General features: G+C 51.1%; 13 protein-coding genes. 4 read left to right on the top strand and 9 right to left on the bottom strand.

The window, feature by feature from the left end:
* The first annotated feature begins 428 nt into the window (after positions 1-428).
* From ACO0LE_RS19875 to ACO0LE_RS19865, 3 genes are all read left to right on the top strand, one after another.
* On the top strand, positions 429-722 hold the full coding sequence (locus tag ACO0LE_RS19875) for a hypothetical protein (RefSeq protein ID WP_422962062.1): 294 nt from the start codon (positions 429-431) through the stop codon (positions 720-722).
* A gap of 526 nt (positions 723-1,248) precedes the next feature.
* The gene (locus ACO0LE_RS19870; protein ID WP_422962061.1) at positions 1,249-2,526 is read left to right on the top strand and encodes an HD-GYP domain-containing protein; all 1,278 of its coding nucleotides are present in this window, start codon (positions 1,249-1,251) and stop codon (positions 2,524-2,526) included.
* On the top strand, positions 2,523-4,949 hold the full coding sequence (locus ACO0LE_RS19865) for a sensor domain-containing protein (protein ID WP_422962060.1): 2,427 nt from the start codon (positions 2,523-2,525) through the stop codon (positions 4,947-4,949). Before ACO0LE_RS19870 ends, ACO0LE_RS19865 begins: the two co-directional genes overlap by 4 nt.
* Before the next feature lie 85 nt (positions 4,950-5,034).
* Here the strand turns inward: ACO0LE_RS19865 and ACO0LE_RS19860 are convergent, their stop codons facing one another.
* The 8 genes from ACO0LE_RS19860 to ACO0LE_RS19825 all read right to left on the bottom strand — a co-directional run bounded on the left by ACO0LE_RS19860 (position 5,035) and on the right by ACO0LE_RS19825 (position 15,195).
* Positions 5,035-5,556, bottom strand: coding sequence for a GNAT family N-acetyltransferase (locus ACO0LE_RS19860; protein ID WP_422962059.1), 522 nt, complete (start codon positions 5,554-5,556; stop codon positions 5,035-5,037).
* A 90-nt stretch (positions 5,557-5,646) separates the two neighbouring features.
* Positions 5,647-6,402 carry a LytR/AlgR family response regulator transcription factor gene (locus ACO0LE_RS19855; protein ID WP_422962058.1) on the bottom strand — a complete coding sequence of 252 codons (756 nt, stop codon included), beginning with the start codon at positions 6,400-6,402 and terminating at the stop codon, positions 5,647-5,649.
* Positions 6,403-6,415: 13 nt separating this feature from the next.
* Positions 6,416-7,786 carry a sensor histidine kinase gene (locus tag ACO0LE_RS19850; protein ID WP_422962057.1) on the bottom strand — a complete coding sequence of 457 codons (1,371 nt, stop codon included), beginning with the start codon at positions 7,784-7,786 and terminating at the stop codon, positions 6,416-6,418.
* Between the two features lie 118 nt (positions 7,787-7,904).
* Positions 7,905-8,357 (bottom strand): ANTAR domain-containing response regulator, encoded by a 453-nt coding sequence (locus ACO0LE_RS19845; RefSeq protein WP_422962056.1) that lies wholly within the window; start codon positions 8,355-8,357, stop codon positions 7,905-7,907.
* Positions 8,358-8,624: 267 nt separating this feature from the next.
* Positions 8,625-11,144 carry a prolyl oligopeptidase family serine peptidase gene (locus ACO0LE_RS19840; protein WP_422962055.1) on the bottom strand — a complete coding sequence of 840 codons (2,520 nt, stop codon included), beginning with the start codon at positions 11,142-11,144 and terminating at the stop codon, positions 8,625-8,627.
* A gap of 196 nt (positions 11,145-11,340) precedes the next feature.
* Positions 11,341-12,780: a M16 family metallopeptidase gene (locus ACO0LE_RS19835; protein WP_422962054.1), complete on the bottom strand. Its 1,440-nt coding sequence runs from the start codon at positions 12,778-12,780 to the stop codon at positions 11,341-11,343.
* A 4-nt stretch (positions 12,781-12,784) separates the two neighbouring features.
* Complete coding sequence (locus ACO0LE_RS19830; protein ID WP_422962053.1) at positions 12,785-14,113, bottom strand: M16 family metallopeptidase; 1,329 nt, start codon at positions 14,111-14,113, stop codon at positions 12,785-12,787.
* Positions 14,114-14,520: 407 nt separating this feature from the next.
* Entirely contained in the window at positions 14,521-15,195 is a 675-nt protein-coding gene (locus tag ACO0LE_RS19825; RefSeq protein ID WP_422955351.1) for a DUF6445 family protein, read from the bottom strand.
* A 378-nt stretch (positions 15,196-15,573) separates the two neighbouring features.
* Between ACO0LE_RS19825 and ACO0LE_RS19820 the strand changes: the two genes are divergently transcribed.
* A complete protein-coding gene (locus ACO0LE_RS19820) occupies positions 15,574-17,100 on the top strand; it encodes a peptide MFS transporter (protein WP_422962052.1) in 1,527 nt (508 codons plus the stop codon).
* A 416-nt stretch (positions 17,101-17,516) separates the two neighbouring features.
* Here ACO0LE_RS19820 and ACO0LE_RS19815 read toward each other — a convergent pair.
* On the bottom strand, positions 17,517-17,771 hold a 255-nt coding region (locus tag ACO0LE_RS19815; RefSeq protein WP_422962051.1), incomplete at its 5' end, for a hypothetical protein.

Genomic DNA, 17,771 nt, shown 5'->3' with positions numbered 1-17,771 from the left:
CAGGGTGCGCACGGCATCCCGTATCTATTCCAAATAACTTTTACTCAGCGAATAGTTGCTTTTGTAAGCATTCAATTTTCATCTATTGAATGAATCCTTATGATACAAGGGTGCGCCATGCGCACCGATTGCTAGCGCTCAATAAGCTCACCATTTTCCTTTACTCAAAGCGGTACGCAGGAGCGGGGGCAATCCAACACTGTTCTGACTGCATTCCTTAGGCTTCAGATCATCGGCCACATTCGGTTCCTCTCCCTTAAGTGGCCGCTGGGCCACTCCCGGCTTGTCAGCAAGAAGCGCAAACCATGCAGACTAGAACGTATGCAAGCTCTCGGACATTATCTCCAACGCTGGCAATTCTAAGCGCTACAATTCAACAATCCTCCCAGCATCTACACAACAACACCTAAGCCCATCAGGAGACTTCCATGAGCACCCGTAGCAAACTGTATCGCCGCTTAAGCCGTCATATCCTGCTCACCTTCATGTTGATGACCATCAGTTTTTTACTATTTGGCATATTGACGCTGGATCTGGTGCGTGTGCTGACACTGAATGCCAGCTATATCGTGAGCAATGGCTGGTCAGGACTGATGGATGGCGGGTTGCAGCAGTTTCTGGAGCTATGTGTGAGTGCGCTGGGGGCGATGGCTTTTTATGTACTGTTTAAATTATGCGAGCATGTCATGACTGACCGCCTGTCACATATCCGGCATGAATAAATGGGATGATGGCTCGTATCTGTATGTTTCAGAACGAGATGACAGATAGCGCGACATCTCTGCTTATCAGGTTCCGAGAGACAGTTAAAAGAGAACTTCTACAACCTCTTTAAACCCTATTTTATTTAACCACTTACTCGTACTACGCCTGTCTTTTCTCTAGGTCTCCGTGTCTCGGTGGCGGGAGGTCTTGGTGTTGGCATCAGTCCTCTTGGTGTGATGATGTGATTTTTTAATTTGGAGGTTTTTAGAAGTTCCCAAAACTGATCCCGTAGTCTGTATGCGGCCTGCAGACTGAAATCACGCCACAGCCCACATCAGGCTTGCGGGTTCGATTTACATATGAAATGACATGCCGATATTGCGGCCCCTGCAGCATGATTGTGGTTCTTCGTTTAGCGTATTGTTTGTTTCTCACTATTTCCGGGTCGACATGTTGAAAAAGATGGATTTTTCAGAAGTGTCGTGTTAATAGTACAACTTGTACAAAACAGCTCTTGAATCTAGGTATTCTGCGACGAGCTCTATGACTGATATTCACACACAATTTATCGATGTTTCGCAGCTCCGGATCGGGATGTTTGTTTATCTCGACATGGGTTGGATGGATCACCCTTTTCCGGTGAATAGCTTCGAAATTCGTAATCAGGATCAGATTACGACGATACGTTCGTTAGGTCTGGAGCGCATACGTTATGCACCGGATAAAAGCTCGCCGGACCCTGACGCCGTCACGAGCTGTGTAGCGACTGGCGCAGCCAGCACGCCCCCCGCAGAATCACCAAAAGCCATTGAGGCGCGCAAGCGGCGTGAGATGTTGGCCGATCAGCAAGCTAGTCTGCTGGTGTGCGAGCGTCAATTCAGCCAGGCATCCCAGACCTTCAAGCATGTGACCGAGATTGTGCATGCACAGCCACAAGTCGCCAGAGAACAAACCGAGAATCTGATACAAGGCTTTTTGGCTGGCATGCTGGGCGAGGATGAAGCGGCGATTCGCTTGCTATCCGAAAAAGCCGGTGAACGCACCTCATTGCATTCGATCAATGTGACAATTATTTCGCTGCTCTTAGGTAAGGCGATGGAGCTGAGCAAAGTCGATATGCTGGAACTGGGCATCGGTGCTTTGCTGCATGATATCGGCAAGATGGAATTACCAGATCGTCTGCGCTGGCCCGAAGATCATTTCAGCCATGCGGAGCGTCAGTTGTATCAGAGCCATGTCATGCATGGCGTTAATCTGGCGCGCAAACTGGCACTCTCCGCAAATGCAACGCTGCTGGTCGCGCAGCATCATGAACATATCGATGGCTCGGGTTATCCGACTCGGATTCTGGCGGATAAAATGTCGCCGCTTGCCAAGATCGTGTCGCTGGTCAATCAATACGATAACTTGTGTAATCCCGGTAATCCGGCGCTGGCGATTACGCCACATGAGGCTTTGTCGCAATTATTCACTCAGCATAAATCGCAATTCCATGCGCCGACCATGACAGCGTTTATCCGCATGATGGGCATTTACCCGCCGGGTTCCGTGGTGCAATTGACCGATGAACGATATGCACTGGTGGTATCGGTGAATTCTTCACGTCCAATCAAGCCACGTGTCGTGATCCACAATCCCGAAATCCCTCGTGACGATGCCCTGGTGATCAATCTCGAATACGAACAAAGTCTCGGCATCCATCGCAGCCTGAAACCCTTGCAGTTACCCAAAGCCGCTTACGATTATTTGTCGCCGCGTAAGCGTTTGTGCTACTTTTTTGAGCGCGGCCGGGAGATCGAAGCTGTGGAAGCTAGCACATGAAAAACCAGCAATGGCAGGCGTTGATCGAAGGCATGCTGGAAGCCGTGTTACTGGTCGACCCTATCGAGTTGCTGGTGCTGGCGGCGAATCGCTCCGCGCACCACCTGTTGCAAGTACCGGGCGGTACGCTGATCGGTAAAGCCGTCATCGACCTCGCAGCGGCTCCCGAAGATGTATTTTTCTGGGAGGACGCGGCAGCAGGTCTGTCGGACAATATTTTTTCTGAAACCGTATTACAACGCGCCGATGGCGGCACGATTCAGGTCGAGCGTCGGGTCACGCTGGTACGCACCGGCATGGATAGCAATATGTATGTAGTCGCAATCCGCGATCACACCAACCAGCGCCATGTTGAAAATGAACTTGAAAAACTGATCGCTGAACTACGCGCAACACTGGAATCGACCGCCGATGGGATTCTGGTCACGGATCTCGAAGGAGGCATCCGTAGCTACAATCACCTGTTTGCAAAATTATGGACGCTGCCCGACGAGTTGCTGACCCAGAGAGACGATCAGGCGATCTATGCGTGGATGGATAAATGCATGGTTGACGCCAGCCATTACAGTGAGCGTCTCGGTGCCATCAACCGCTCGCCGCTGATGGAGGCAACTGATGTGCTGGTACTGCGTTCAGGCAAAATCCTGGAGCGTGTGACCTTGCCGCAATACGCGCGTGGCCGTGCCATCGGCAGAGTGTATTCCTACCGCGATATCACGCAGCGGCTTGCCGATGAAGCGCGCTTACAGCTCGCCGCCAAGGTATTTGAATCAAGTACGGATGCAATCTTCATCACCGATGCAGAACAAAAAATTATCACCACTAATCCTAGTTTTGAGCAACTGACCAGCTACACGGAACAAGAAATGATCGGCAAATCGCCGAGTGATTTCTTTTCCGAAGAGAGCAATACGGTGCTGGTAAAACAGCTACTAGAAGATCTGGAAACCAAGGGTTTTTGGGAGGGCGAGCTCTGGAACCGGCGCAAAAACGGGCACGCCTATCTTTGTATGATTTCTCTGGTCAGAGTGCAGGACGAAACTGGCAATACCATGCATTACATCGGTTTCTTCAAAGACCGGACCGAGACCCATACCGCAAAACAAAAAATCGAAGAGCTCGCATTTTCCGATGTCCTGACGGGCCTACCCAACCGCCTGTTACTCGCCGAACGTATCAAGCAATCGATCACAGCAGCAAGCCGCAATAACGGTAGCTTTGCGCTGTTATTCCTCGACCTTGATCACTTCAAGCAAATCAATGATTCGCTCGGCCATCCATTCGGCGACCGGGTACTGATTGATGTAACCGAACGGCTAAAAAAATGTATCCGTCAGGCGGATACAGCGTCACGCCTGGGCGGCGACGAGTTTGTCTTGCTCTTGCATCAGGCAGATGCCCACGGTGCCGAAATTTGCGCACGACGTGTGCTGGAAGAACTGAATGCACCATTCACTCTGGATGGCATGAGCTTCTCGGTCAGTTGCAGTATCGGAGTTGCGCTGTATCCGGCAGACGGCAATAACATGGACGACCTGATCAAAAACGCCGACAGCGCGATGTATCACGTTAAAGAAAGGGGTCGCTCGGATTTTCGCTTTTATCAGCGCCAGATGAATGTCGGTCTGCTATCCCGCATGAAGCTCGATCATGCAATGCGTCAGGCGCTTGAGCATGACGGTTTCCGCCTACATTATCAGCCACTGGTGAATATTGATAACGGTGAAGTATTCGGCGCCGAGGCACTGATACGCTGGCACGACAAAGATCTGGGCGAAGTCAGTCCGGCACAATTTATCCCCATCGCTGAAGAAACAGGTGTGATTGTCGCCATCGGTAACTGGGTCATGCACACAGCCATCCGTCAGGCAGCCCTGTGGAATCTGGATAGAAAACTTCGCATCTCGGTCAACGTATCGGCGCTGCAATTCCAGCAAAGCGACTTTGTAGACAACGTCGCCAAAGCGCTCGCCGACGCAGGCCTGACGCCCGATTGCCTGGAATTAGAATTGACCGAATCGATACTGATCCGTGATGTAGAAGAAGCGATCATTAAACTAGAATCGCTTTCCGTACTGGGCATCAAACTCGCGATTGACGATTTTGGCACCGGCTATTCCAGCCTCAGTTATCTGAAGCGCTTCCCTATCAGCAAGCTCAAAATTGACCGTTCGTTTGTCATGCATCTGCCAGACGACGAGAGCGACGTCGCCATCGTCACGGCAATTATCAGCCTGGCGCATGCGCTCAAGCTCAGAGTCATCGCTGAAGGAGTAGAAACGGAAGAGCAACGTACCCAACTCAAGGCCCTGGGATGTGACGAACTACAAGGCTATCTATATTCACCAGCCTTATCAGTCCATGATTTTGAAGCCTGGTATCGCAAAGTGATGCCAGGACTGCCGCTACATCATCAGCACTGATCTGGGAGTCTGATGATCTGATACCGGTCAAAACTGCATCTTTGCGTCAAGTCTGCGCTTAAGTCTGCCGGGCTGTAAGAGCCTCTTAACGCGCCGCCCAGGCAGCACGCGTCATGTCGTACACCGCCGTGTCCATCTCATACCATCGTTCGATACCGCGATACTGCATACCTAGTTTTTTCATGACATGGGCAGATCCCTTGTTATCCTGATGGCAGACAGCGCAGAGCAAGTCGCCTTTGAGGGTATCGAATGCAAAGCTTGCCATGACCTGCGCTGCTTCTGATGCGAAGCCTTGACCCCATTTATCCTGACGCAGGCGCCAGCCGATCTCCAGAGGATTGGCCGGATCTCTGCCGAGATACTGGATGCAGCCGGCGCCAATAATCTGCTCGGTCTCCAGTTCGACAAAGCTCCACCAAGAAAATCCGAACTCTAGCCAGCGTGCTTTGACGCGCTCTATCATGGCGAGTGTGTCATCACGGGTATCTGCTTTACCGGTGATATAGCGCATCACCTCAGGATCACTATTCATCGCAAACAACCCATCGGCATGCGCATCTGTCATCGGTTCCAGGCGTAATCGTTGCGTGGTGAGTATGGTCATGTGAGTTAGTTTCTAAGTAAAAAGGTAACCGGAATGTTAATGGAGATTATGCCGTCTATGAGAAAACCCAGGGTTAGGTGTGACACCAATTTACATAGGCTTGAAGCGCCATGCATAGGCCTGACTGACTTTGAGTCTTTCGCTGCAACCGCGTAATTCAACAGTGTATTTACCCATTTCATCCCGATGCGCCTTGGCGATCGCATCTGCACGCACAACGATGCTGCGATGGATTTGCCAGAACGATTCCGGGTCAAGGCCGTCGACAATTTCTTTCAAAGGCTTACGTACATGGGCTTCATCATCGGTGCTGACAACGCGTGTGTATTTTTCGTCCGAACTGAAGAATAGAATTTTCTCTACCGGAAACATCTTGATCGTATCGCCGACACTGGCGCTGATCCAGCGTATCCGTTCCGCTGCGGGGGCACGCAGACGCTTGTCCAATTCCAGCATGAGCTGGCTGACATCGGGGGCAACCTGTTTGCTGGCAAAGCGTTCTTTCAGACGGGCCACGGCCTCTTTCAAGCGCGAGGCAGAAACAGGTTTTAACAAGTAATCGACAGCACCGGCGGCAAAAGCGTCCAGCGCATGACTGTCATACGCCGTGGTAAATACCGCATGGCAGCGTCCTTTGATGGCGTGGGCGACATCGAGGCCCGACATGCCTGGCATACGGATATCGAGAAACGCGATATCCGGTGCATGTTGATGAATCGCCTCCAGCGCGTCAGCACCGTGCTCACATTCAGCCAGAATCACCAGCTCTGGCCAGATCTCGGCCAGCATACGGCGCAGCTCTTTACGCGGAAGATCTTCGTCGTCAGCAATGATAGCGGTGGTCATAACCTGTCCTTATTTAGTGAGTCAGAGGTAAGCGAATGATCGCAGCGACACCGCCGTCGGGACGTGCTTTCAGTACCAGTTCAGCACGCTTGCCGTACATCGCGCTCAGTCTCTCGTGGATATTGGCAAGACCTATACCGCTGCCCGAGGTCGAACCGCCAAAACCGACACCGTCGTCGGCGACAACTAGTTCCAGCATCGCTTCGCCTTGCTGCACAATGCTGCGGGCCGTGACGGCGATATGGGCTGGGCCGATCTTCGGTTCTATACCATGTTTGATCGCGTTCTCGACCAGCGAAATCAACATGAGCGGCGGCAAGGCGGCATCGCTCACATCGGACTCGACACTAAAACTCAGACGTGGAATCCTGGCTTGCATCAACGCCAGATAAGCCCGCACCGCCTCAAGCTGCTGTGCTAGTCGCGCCTGCTCAGAGCTGCCGTCGCTGCGCATCTGCGGAATCGTGGCACGCAGGTAATCGACCAGATGATCCACAATCGCCGTTGCACGGGCAGGCTCGGTCAGAATCGCCGAGCGTACGCCCGCCAGCGTATTGAATAAAAAATGCGGCTCGACCTGAGCGACCAATACCGATAAACGTAATTCCGCCTCGCGCCTGGCACTTTGCTCTAGCTGTAGCTCTTGCAACTGTAAGGCCTCTAGCAGACGTTTACGCTGACGAAAAAATAGCCAGAAGTCGACGCCGCCACCGGCATAGATCAAGACGCTCGCCATCAGGACAAAACTCACGAACTTACCGACCATCACACCGGCATCTGCGGGGTCTTCTTCTTTGTCTTCTGCTTCTGCTTCGGCTTTGCTGTCTAAAGACGCGGCTGGGCTGCTGTTCGCTGATGCTGATGCTGATGCTGTATTCAGCTTATTGCCTGCATTTTTCGATTTACTACTGGAGCCAGACGATGCCCCGATACTAATAGTGACATTACTGTCGCCATGAGGAATATATTTAGCAAGATAACGTGTACCGTCAAACATGCCGTAGCTAACTGCAGCGCCAAGCAGCAAGGTACTGATTAGCAGGATGGCTTCTTTGGTTTCTGCATAGGCTTTTTGCCTGACCCATACCGCGCCAGCAGTACCAAGCAAATGTAAAGCCGTAAAACCCAAGGTCGTCGGAATGGCGACTGCCAAAAACTTTTGCATATCGGAACTCAACATCCACGCAATGCCGGTGATCACTACCAGTGATGGTCCAAGTACGCCAAACCATGCCAGCGACCGGTATCGATACCAGGTGCGGGAAAACACAGGATAGTTACGCGCACGGGTTAGCCAGGTATCGCTTTGCAGCGAGACTTCTGAGGGCAAGGGCTGGTCTTGCAAGCGGCGTTCAGTATCCGTATTGGGCGAAATTGATGTCATGGCTATTCCTTACGTTGATGCTGCCAATGTAAGGCAATGAAAGAAGCTGGTGGAAGAATGCGATGAAATCTGTTCTGGCAAGATGAACCCGCATTAAGTCGGGACGGAAGCAGAGGACTTATTCTGCGGTGGGACGTTCATCCAGCTTGTCGAGCTTATCCGCTGCGGCGGCTGGTTCGCCAGCGGGCTTGGTACTTTGCTGCTTGGCGAGGCGGATGATGGTATTGCGGATCGAGGTCAGAACAGCGACTGAATTAAACGGTTTCACGATAAAACCCTGTACACCGCGTTGCTTGGCGGCCTCCAGCGTTTGTGCATCAATCTTTGCCGAGACCAGAAAAACCAGAGCCTTGGGTATCTCGGCGCGGATGGTATCGAGCACGTTTAATCCGTCCTGATCAGTTTCGCCGATATCGACACAAATCACTTGAGGCCTGAGCTTGACCACGCGTGCGAGGGATGCGGGGCTGATGTTGCCGTCCCCGATCACTTCATGACCGCCGTTGGTCAATACCGAACTCAGCAAATTACGTGCGACCGCTTGATTATCTAGGATGACCGCTTTTAACATGGCAGATAGGATTTGTGGTGTCAGAAACATCTTAAATCAAAAGCATCGACTTGTGCCAATTTGTACCAGGCACATAGCGATTACCTATACTAGAGAAGAGTATGCTTAACAACACAGCTATTCCGCATATAAACAGTGCGGAATTAAAGATGGTATCAACATACTCCCCCAATTTATCGCTATTCAGCATTCTTATAGTAGCAAGCTGAGCTAGTGACAGGGCACCGGAGCGCTGCTTCAGCCCCGGTTTGGGACTTGGTTTGTTACTTATTTTGTTGTCTCAACTGGCGGCGGGGCATTTTTAACATGTTTGTCCAGCCAGCGATCCTGCTCCCACAGCATCTGCAAAATAGATTCACGCGCGCGGTAAGCGTGGCTCTCGTTTGGCAGCATGACCAGCTTGGTGACCGCTCCCAGACCTTGCAGAGCCTGATACATGCGCTCGCTCTGGATAGGGAAGGTGCCGGAATTGTTATCCTGCTCGCCATGGATAAACAAAATCGGATCCTTGATCTGATTCGCAAAATTGAATGGTGCCATGGCCTGATACACGTTTTTCGCTTCCCAGAAATTCCTGTCCTCCGATTGAAAACCAAAGGGCGTCAGGCTGCGGTTGTAGGCACCTGAGCGGGCAATTCCGGCGCGGAACAAGCGCGTATGCGCCAGCAGATTCGCGGTCATAAACGCACCGTAGCTGTGACCGCCGATTGCGATCTTGTTACGGTCCGCCACACCCAGACGCACGACCTCGTTGACGGCAGCCTCGGCGTCCATTTTCAGTTGTGGCAGGTAAGTGTCATTCGGTTCTTGTTTACCTTCCCCGACGATCGGCATTGCCGGATGATCGAGTACCGTGTAACCGCGCGCCAGCATAATTTGCGGCCCCCAGTAACTGATACGGTTAAATTTATAAGGCGAATCTTTGACCTGTCCTGCTGCTGCGGCAGATTTAAACTCTTCCGGATAAGCCCACATCAGCATGGGTCTTGGGCCGTCACGTTTGGGATCGTAGCCAGGTGGCAGATACAAGGTCGCCGACAGAGCAACGCCATCAGCGCGGGTGTAATTGATCTGCTGTTTTTGCACTCCTTTAAATTGCGGCGTCGGATGCGGAAACTGCGTCAATGCGCGCAGCTCGGCATGACCCGTCAGATCGCGCAAGTAAAAATTAGGCCGCTCATCGCTAGTTTCACGGCTGGTGATAACCTGCTTGCCGGCATCATCCAATACCGTCAATACATGCTCATAATACGGTGCGGCAGAGCGCCACAGACGCGTGCTTTGTCTGGTCTTCATATCAAAGCTATCGAGGAAAGGACGATCGCCCTCAGGACTGGCACCGGCACCGATCAGGAACAGGCTATGACCATCCGCCGCCGTACGCAGCACGGCACGACCAAACTCATTGATACGCTTGGACGGACTGCCGGGATCGGCGTAACGGTCCTCAGATTTATGCGAAAACAGTAGCTCGGGCGGCGTGGACTGTGCCTGCTGTGCTGACGATCCGGGCGAAATCCGCCAGGTCTTGAGGTCGCGGGTCTTCCACCAGAATTCTGTCACCAGAGCGAGATCATCCCGACCCCAGTCCACATCCGCGAAACGTGTTGCCAGATCTTGTAATTTTTGTGGTGCTGCCTCGAACGGGGCGGCTTGCTGAAACAGACTGTCGCGGATTGTCGCCTCGACATTCGGATCACCACCATCCTGTGCCTCGGCCCAATACAAGGTAGCAGGCTGATCACTGCGCCAGCCGTAATTACGCGGACCGGTCTGCACCGCATCATTGCCCGGCGGCAGGCGATCACGTAATGGACGCTCGGTCATAGTTTTCAGTTTTTTCCCCTGCATATCCCACATCTCAACCAATTGCGGAAAACGCGAAATCGGCAGCATGTTGGAATACGGACGGCGCAGCTGTGTCGCCAGAATATATTTACCGTCCGGAGAAGATTGCGCCGCTAGCAAAACCGTGACCTGACCGATACGTTGCACCTCGCCTTTAGTCGTGACGACGGCAAGCTGGCTTTGCAATTGCCAGTCCAGCAGATCAGCGTCAGCGGGTGATTTCAGCATGTCGGGATAGGTACGGTTTTGCGTGACTTTGCCACCCAGACTTTCTTGCGTATTCGGACCAGCCGGTGCGATGGGCGCGACGGGGGCAGCAGCCTGCTTCAACGGATCCAGACGCACCAGTAATTTTTGTGGCGCTTCTGCTTTATCAGCACGGCTAAGGCCGTTCAGCCAGCTAAATCCGGCTCCCGCGACGGCATTCAAAGGCTCTTTGATCAGGCGATGCGCACTGGCCTTGTCTACATCCAGCAACCATAACTCAACACCCGTGTCGCTCCAGCGACTAAACGCAATCCAGCGCTCGTCTGCCGACCAGGCAGTATCGGCGATACGCGGATTGGCAGGCAGCCCGGTGATAGTGCGTATCTTGCCGGAAGCCACATCCAGCAAGGACATGCCGTCACCAAACTCGAAACGGCTGGCGGCGCGGAGTTTGCTGTTAATGCGCAAACCTGCCAGCTTTAGCTCCGGCTGCGCAACATCGGCAATCCCGGGCAAGCCAGGCAAGCTCACCAGCAAGGCGACTTTACGTTGCGGCCCCATCTGGAATGACGGGCCACGCGGCGCGTCAACTACGGCTTGTAATTCGGCGGCAGGTAACTGATAAGTAGTATTCACGGCAGGACTTTCGGCGGCGCTTGCTGAGGCAGACAACACCAGACTAAGGCCTGTCAGCAGCGGTAAAAATAATTGAATCGGTGTGGGAACCATCATGATCATGCCTCGAAAAAGAAAAGACGGCAGCGAGCTGCCGCCGTTGCCTTTGTTAACCTCGCCTCAGGCTCGAATTAGATTCGAATCCAATTCGGGTTAGATGCAAACTGGGTCCGGCGAACCGATCAACCGGAACCATGAAACAAGACGGGTCAATGCGGAAAACTCTGTCAGATTCTGCCGCATTAACATGCCTTTATTTTGTCACAGGCGGTGCGAAACCATTCGCCGTAATATCCAGCTCAGTGACCTCGCCGTACTGCGCCGCAATACCGCGTATCGCTTCTGCCTTGCCGATTAATAATAATTGCAGCTTATCTTTAGGGAAGTGCTTATCCACTAATTGTCTGGCTTTTTCTGGCGTCAGACTATCGACGTCGCGCATAAAATTGTCGATCTGTTCACGACCGACTCTGGCAACATACATTTCACTCAGCAAACCAGACAGTTGTTGGTTGGTTTCAAAGCGTGGCGGATATTGTCCTTTGACATAGGCCTTGGCAGAATCCAGCGTTGCTGTATCAATGCCCGCATCAGCGCCTTTATTCCACAGACGCTGATAGGTTTTGTAGGCCAATGCCAGCGCCGCCTCGGTTTTTGGTGTGGCCGTAAAACTCGATACGGCAAACGTTCCGGCCTGAGATAGCGGAGAAAACGCACTGTTTGCACCATAAGTCAGGCCAGAATTAACGCGTAATTCGTCGTTTAACCAGGAGGTAAAGCGACCGCCCAGAATCGTGTTCAGCACTTGCAGCGGGACATAGTCAGGATCGTTACGGGCAATCCCTGCACCACCGAACAGGAAAGTCGTTTCGACCGCGTCGGATTTATTCACCAGCCAGACCCGCGCTTTGTCAGCCTGTACTTTGCCATTGTCGGCAGGCTTGGGCAGAGTACCTGCTGATTGCCATTTGCCAAACAGGTTTTCCAGTTGCGCACGCATTGCCGTGGCCTTGAAATCACCGACCACGACGAGTGCCGCATTATCAGGACGATAGAAGTTCTTATGGAATAGTTGTGCATCGGCGGTTTGCAATGCGGTGACGCTATTCACCGTTCCGCTACCGGCATTCGCATAGGCACCGTTGCCAAACAACATGCTGCGGAAATAGTTCTGCGTGACGTTGCGCGGACTCTCTTTCATTTGCTTGAGACCATCGACCGTACGCGCACGTAGTTTGCCAAATTCTTCCGCATCAAATTGTGGGTGCTGAAGTACATCCGCAAAAATCGGCATCAGCACTGCGGCATCGTCTTTGGCAAAATCCGCTACCAGCGACGTTGACTCTGCTCCGGTTGCGCTGCTGATTCGTGCTCCGCGAAAATCGAAACTTTGATCGATCGTTTTTTTATCAAACCTGGCGCTGCCAAGTAACAAAGCATCTCCGGTCAGGTTGGCGAGACCATTCTGCTGTGCGTCACTGACCGCGCCGGCTTTGACTACGGCACGCACCGCGATTAAGGGAACATCATGGCGTTCCATCAAATAGACAGTCAAACCGTTCGACAGTTTGCTGGTTTCAAATGCCGGCAAGCGAAAATCAGCCGCATTGGCCGATGTCATCACAGTCGCCGCACTCAGCAAAATCACGGACGTCATGCCCGGCACCAGAATATTGAGTAATTTATTAGTCATTGTCTTATTCCTCACTCGCCGCTAATACACCGACGGTGCGTTGTGATTTTTTGAAATATTTTGCAGCGACATTTTTGATATCGGCCACACTCAGTTTGCGATAGGCATCCGGTGCATCAAAGGATTTTTTGAAGTCGCCGAAATACACTTCATACTCACCGAGCTGGGCGGCTTTACCATTGATGGTTTCTTGTGCGCGATAAAAATTCAGGAGCTTCTGATTCTTCACCTTTTGCAATTCGTCTTCACTGACACCGTCTTTCATCAGCTTGTCGAGCTCAGCCAGCAGCGCTTGTTCAACTTTGCCAGCCGGTACTTTGTTCGCAGCGACGGCAAAGAAATTGAACAGGCCAGGATCAAAAGCTTTGCCATGATCGGCACCGACACTGGTTGCCAGGCGCGTATCTACCAGTGCCTTGTACAGGCGCGACGTTTTGCCATCGGTCAGGATGCTGGATAAAACGCTGAGTGCGTAGTAGTCAGGATGATTGGTCGCTGGCATCTTATAAGACACCATCAGATTCGCGCTGGTCGCGGATTCTTTGAGGACAAACACACGACGCTCGCCTTTTTGCTCAGGCTCGACGGTCCGTACTGCCGGAGGCAAGGCACGCTGCGGGATTTTGGCAAAATACTGTTCTGCCAGACGTTTGACTTCATCTACTTTGACGTCGCCAACGATAACGGCAACCGCATTATTCGGCGCGTAGTAGACATTAAAATAGCGTTGCAGGTCGTCTTGCGTCCAGGCTTTGATATCAGACTCATGACCGATTGTCGGAATCGCGTAAGTGTGTGCGGTAAAAGCTGCGGAATAAACTTCCCCCCACAAGGCGCGCAGGTTCGAATTCTCCAGGCCGGTGCTGCGCTCGGATAGCACCACGCCGCGTTCACTCTCAACCATTTTTGGATCAATCGACAGGTTCGCGATACGGTCGCTTTCCAGATCAAAAATTGTCGGTAATGCCGCCGCCGGGAACCAGTCCTGATATACCGTCAAATCATTATTGGTGTAGGCATTATTGGCACCGCCACTGGCTTCCATGACGCGATCGAACTGTTTGGGGCCGAATTTTTTTGAGCCATTGAACATCATGTGTTCAAAGAAGTGCGACAAGCCGGTGATGCCCGGTACTTCATTGCGCGATCCGACTTTCCAGTAGGTGTACATATTCGCGTTCGGGATGGTGCTACTCTCCAGCACCAGAAATTTCATGCCATTCGGCAGCGTAAAGGTTTTGACCTGATCGGCGCTCAACGCCTGGGCACTGCCCGCCAGACCAGCCATGCTCACGAGCAGACTGCCGGAGACAAGTAGGGTTTTCCACTTCATCTTAATGTCCTTTTTTGTTGATGTTGTTATTAATACGTTGTTGATATTTTTGTTAATGTCTTTGTTAATGTCTTTGTTGATGTCTTTGTTGATAAAGCGATGCTCTTATTGGAACGGAAGGACACGGATTCGTTCCGTCTTTTTGTGACTCATTAGCATTGGACTTATGTAAAAACCAGAACCTCTCACCACAGAGACATGGAGACACAGAGAAAAGACACGGGTAAGCGGCTTCATGGAATACCGATTAAAGGGTTTTTAGAAATTCACAAAACGAGTCCGCAAGCACAGTGCGCCTGTTGGCACGAAACCCCTTGGAAAGCCGCATCCAGCCTGCGGATTCAATGTGTAAGATAGTCAACAAACTGTCATTTTGCGTAAATCCTCACCTGGTAAAAATCGCGAGCCTAGTCGTCAGTCATCCAGAAAAAAACCGTGGTCAGGCGTTTGCTCTGATCATCATGACCAAAATAACGGGTCGCGCTGTGTACCAGATTGGCTTTGTACACGATCAGCCTGTTGTACACATTTCGAACCCGCAAATCCTCTTTCCAGGCTTGTGGCGGTAAAAACCGGACTTTCAGGGCATCGACCAAGTTCCTGTGTGGCGCGGGACACAGATTGCCGCTCAGAGTGCCGTCGGGATAACGCAAGCGAAATACACTGGTACCAGCGTCCTCCGGTGCATCGGGATTGAGATAGATAACCGCGGCATAGCGGCAAAATATCCGGCTATCCGTATGAGGGCGAGCCACACTTTCGGTTTCGCCGACCATTTGCGCGACATTGTGATCCAGCTTGAGTCCGCCCGGTGCTGTGGTGACCCACAATTTATCTTTGCCTGTCGCGGCCTTCACCCAGTCTTCGATGACCGCAATTTCATCCGGCAGCAGTGCTTCATGTACGCGTTTGCCCGGCCAGGTCTCTTGCGCATACGGCAAACCCAGTTGCCAGTCATTGCGCGCCAGAATACGCGCCCTGACCGCGTCGGGATCAGCCAGCGCGTTGTCTAATATCCAGTAATCCCGCCCCTCTTCTAGCTGGACATAAGGTAAAGAAGGACGTGGGAGCAAAGAACTCATGTGCAGCATCTGCCTTACAAGTGAAAGAAAACCATGTGGAGCACTTTCCACAATGCGCATTTTTGGTAACGCTGATGACAATCCAGCACCAGATTGTCAGCAAGAGTGCGGACGATTATTTCAGAGCAGTAACTAAATGGCAATGTTTATCTTTATCTGGTTTAGGTAAATGATCCACGTTACCTGCACTTTCGCAACAATTCGCGTCTTTTATTCGACGTATTTGTTGCGACGCAACACATCTAGTTTCAGCCGCTTTTACTGGCATGTTAAGCTACGCGCCGAATTGACTCAATTCAGATCATTTAGAAGCTTTTAATGAAAATAACTTTGCGAACAACGCAAATTTTTTATCCAAAATAAATCACGGAGAGCACTTTGAACAAAATTCAAACGCCAGGTGCGCACACTATCCTGGGGCATCCAGATAGTCTGTTTGTCCTGTTTTTCACAGAAATGTGGGAACGGTTTTCTTACTACGGTATGCGCGCTTTGCTCGTGCTGTTCCTGGTCACGGAAGTGGCAAAAGGCGGCTGGGGCTGGACCCGCGCTGATGCGACAGCCTTATATGGCTGGTACACCGGTCTGGTTTATCTGACGCCGATTCTGGGCGGCTATATCGCCGACCGTATCCTCGGTAGCCGCAGAGCCGTGGTTTTGGGTGGTTTCGTAATCGCTGCCGGTCACGCATGTTTGCTGTTTGACACACCAACCATGTTTTATACCGGCCTGGGTCTGGTTGTTGCCGGTACCGGTCTGTTTAAACCAAATATCTCGGCGATCGTTGGTCAGTTGTACACCAAGGACAATGAAGGCGGCCGCGACGGTGGTTACACACTGTTCTACATGGGCGTGAACTCCGGTGCGTTCTTCGGTATTTTGTTGTGCGGTTATATTGGCGAAAAAATCTCCTGGCCACTGGGCTTCGGTCTCGCCGGTGCCTTCATGATGCTGGGCGCGGTGCAATTCTATTTTGCACAAGGTATTTTTGGTCAGATCGGTTTATCCAAATCGCAAAAAACTGAAGAAGTCGTGCATGAAGAAGCCGAACCCCATATTGTTGCCGATCGCCTGAAAGCTATCTGCGTCTTTTCATTCTTCACGATCTTCTTCTGGTTTGCGTTTGAGCAATCCGGTGGTTCGATGACGATTTTTGCGGCTGACTACACCGACCGTACTTTAGCCGGCACCAGCGGCATGACTTTTAAAATCATCAATACGCTGATCACGATCATCCCGACCTTCATCCTGTCCTGGTTGCTGGTGAAATTATTCGGCGGTACCGCGAAAAAATACCTGATGTCCAACATACTGCTAGTGGTCTGTATGGCCTTGATCTGGTCGCTGGTAATCTGGATGCTGTCACGTGAATTTTCTCTTGATCAATCTAGCGTACCGGCCACCTGGTTCGGTGTTCTGAACTCCTTCTTTATCGTGATTCTCGCGCCGATGTTTTCTAAAATCTGGGAAAAATACTGGAACCCTAGCGGTCCGGTCAAATTCGGTACTGGCTTGATTTTGCTGGGCTTGGGTTTTGCGGCTTTATCCTACGGTTCTGCCAGCATCCCTGCCGGCGCGAAGACAGCGTCGGTAAGTATGGTCTTCCTGATCGTGGCTTATCTGTTCCATACGATGGGTGAATTGTGTATCTCCCCTGTCGGCCTGTCCTACATCAGTAAGCTGGCGCCACCGCGTTTGCTGGGCCTGATGTTTGGCGTCTGGTATGTGAATACGGCCATCGCGAACAAACTCGCTGGTTTTACCGGAAGCTATATCGATCACATTTCTGAGACTTATTCTTTGTCGACGTTCTTCCTGATTTTTACCATCATCCCGATTACAGCCGGCCTGGTATTCATGATGCTGAATAAATGGATGCATAGAAAAATGCACGGTATTCACTAATACCATCCACCAGCTTTTGCGTTTGACGTATCCTCAGAGAGGTCGTCCAACGCATCAAAAGAAAATCCCCGCTCAGCTCACTGGCGGGGATTTTTTTACAAAAAATTTAGATTAATCGTTCAAATTTCCTGATTTTTTGCGAAATAGATTCAGCTATATTCACAACTACTTGTTGCCGTTATGCATTGCTTTGTGGAGAAGGCTAACAAATCATAATCACGTCTTATCAGAATAAATAAAAGCACCAATCTCTTTTGACATTTCTTTGCTTCATACCCTTAAGAAAAAAATTATTATCAGTTGTCATTTTGCAACAAATATAATTGCTTTAAAATAATTACTAAAGATATATGTTGCCTAATGTTCATGTATTGGCCATCATCAACCTACAAATTGTTAAATATTATTAAATTATCTTAAGGAAGAATCATGCAAAGTAGTAAAAAAGCAATTAATTCGACGGCTATTTTTATATTCACGTTACTACTTACTGGGTACGCGCCAATAAGCATAGCTGGCAATCTTGCGTCAAAACCAATTAAACCGGTAATCCCCCCTGCAAACAAGCGTTGAAATGAGTAGAATTTTCTAAATATGATTTTTGAAAGTTCTGCATGAAGCCTTCCCGTTACACCGACAGTCAGATCATCGCCATCCTCAAGCAGGCCGAG

This window comes from Undibacterium sp. Xuan67W, from assembly GCF_049340165.1.
Taxonomy (GTDB): domain Bacteria; phylum Pseudomonadota; class Gammaproteobacteria; order Burkholderiales; family Burkholderiaceae_D; genus Undibacterium.
This window is presented reverse-complemented; position numbering and strand designations above follow the sequence as displayed.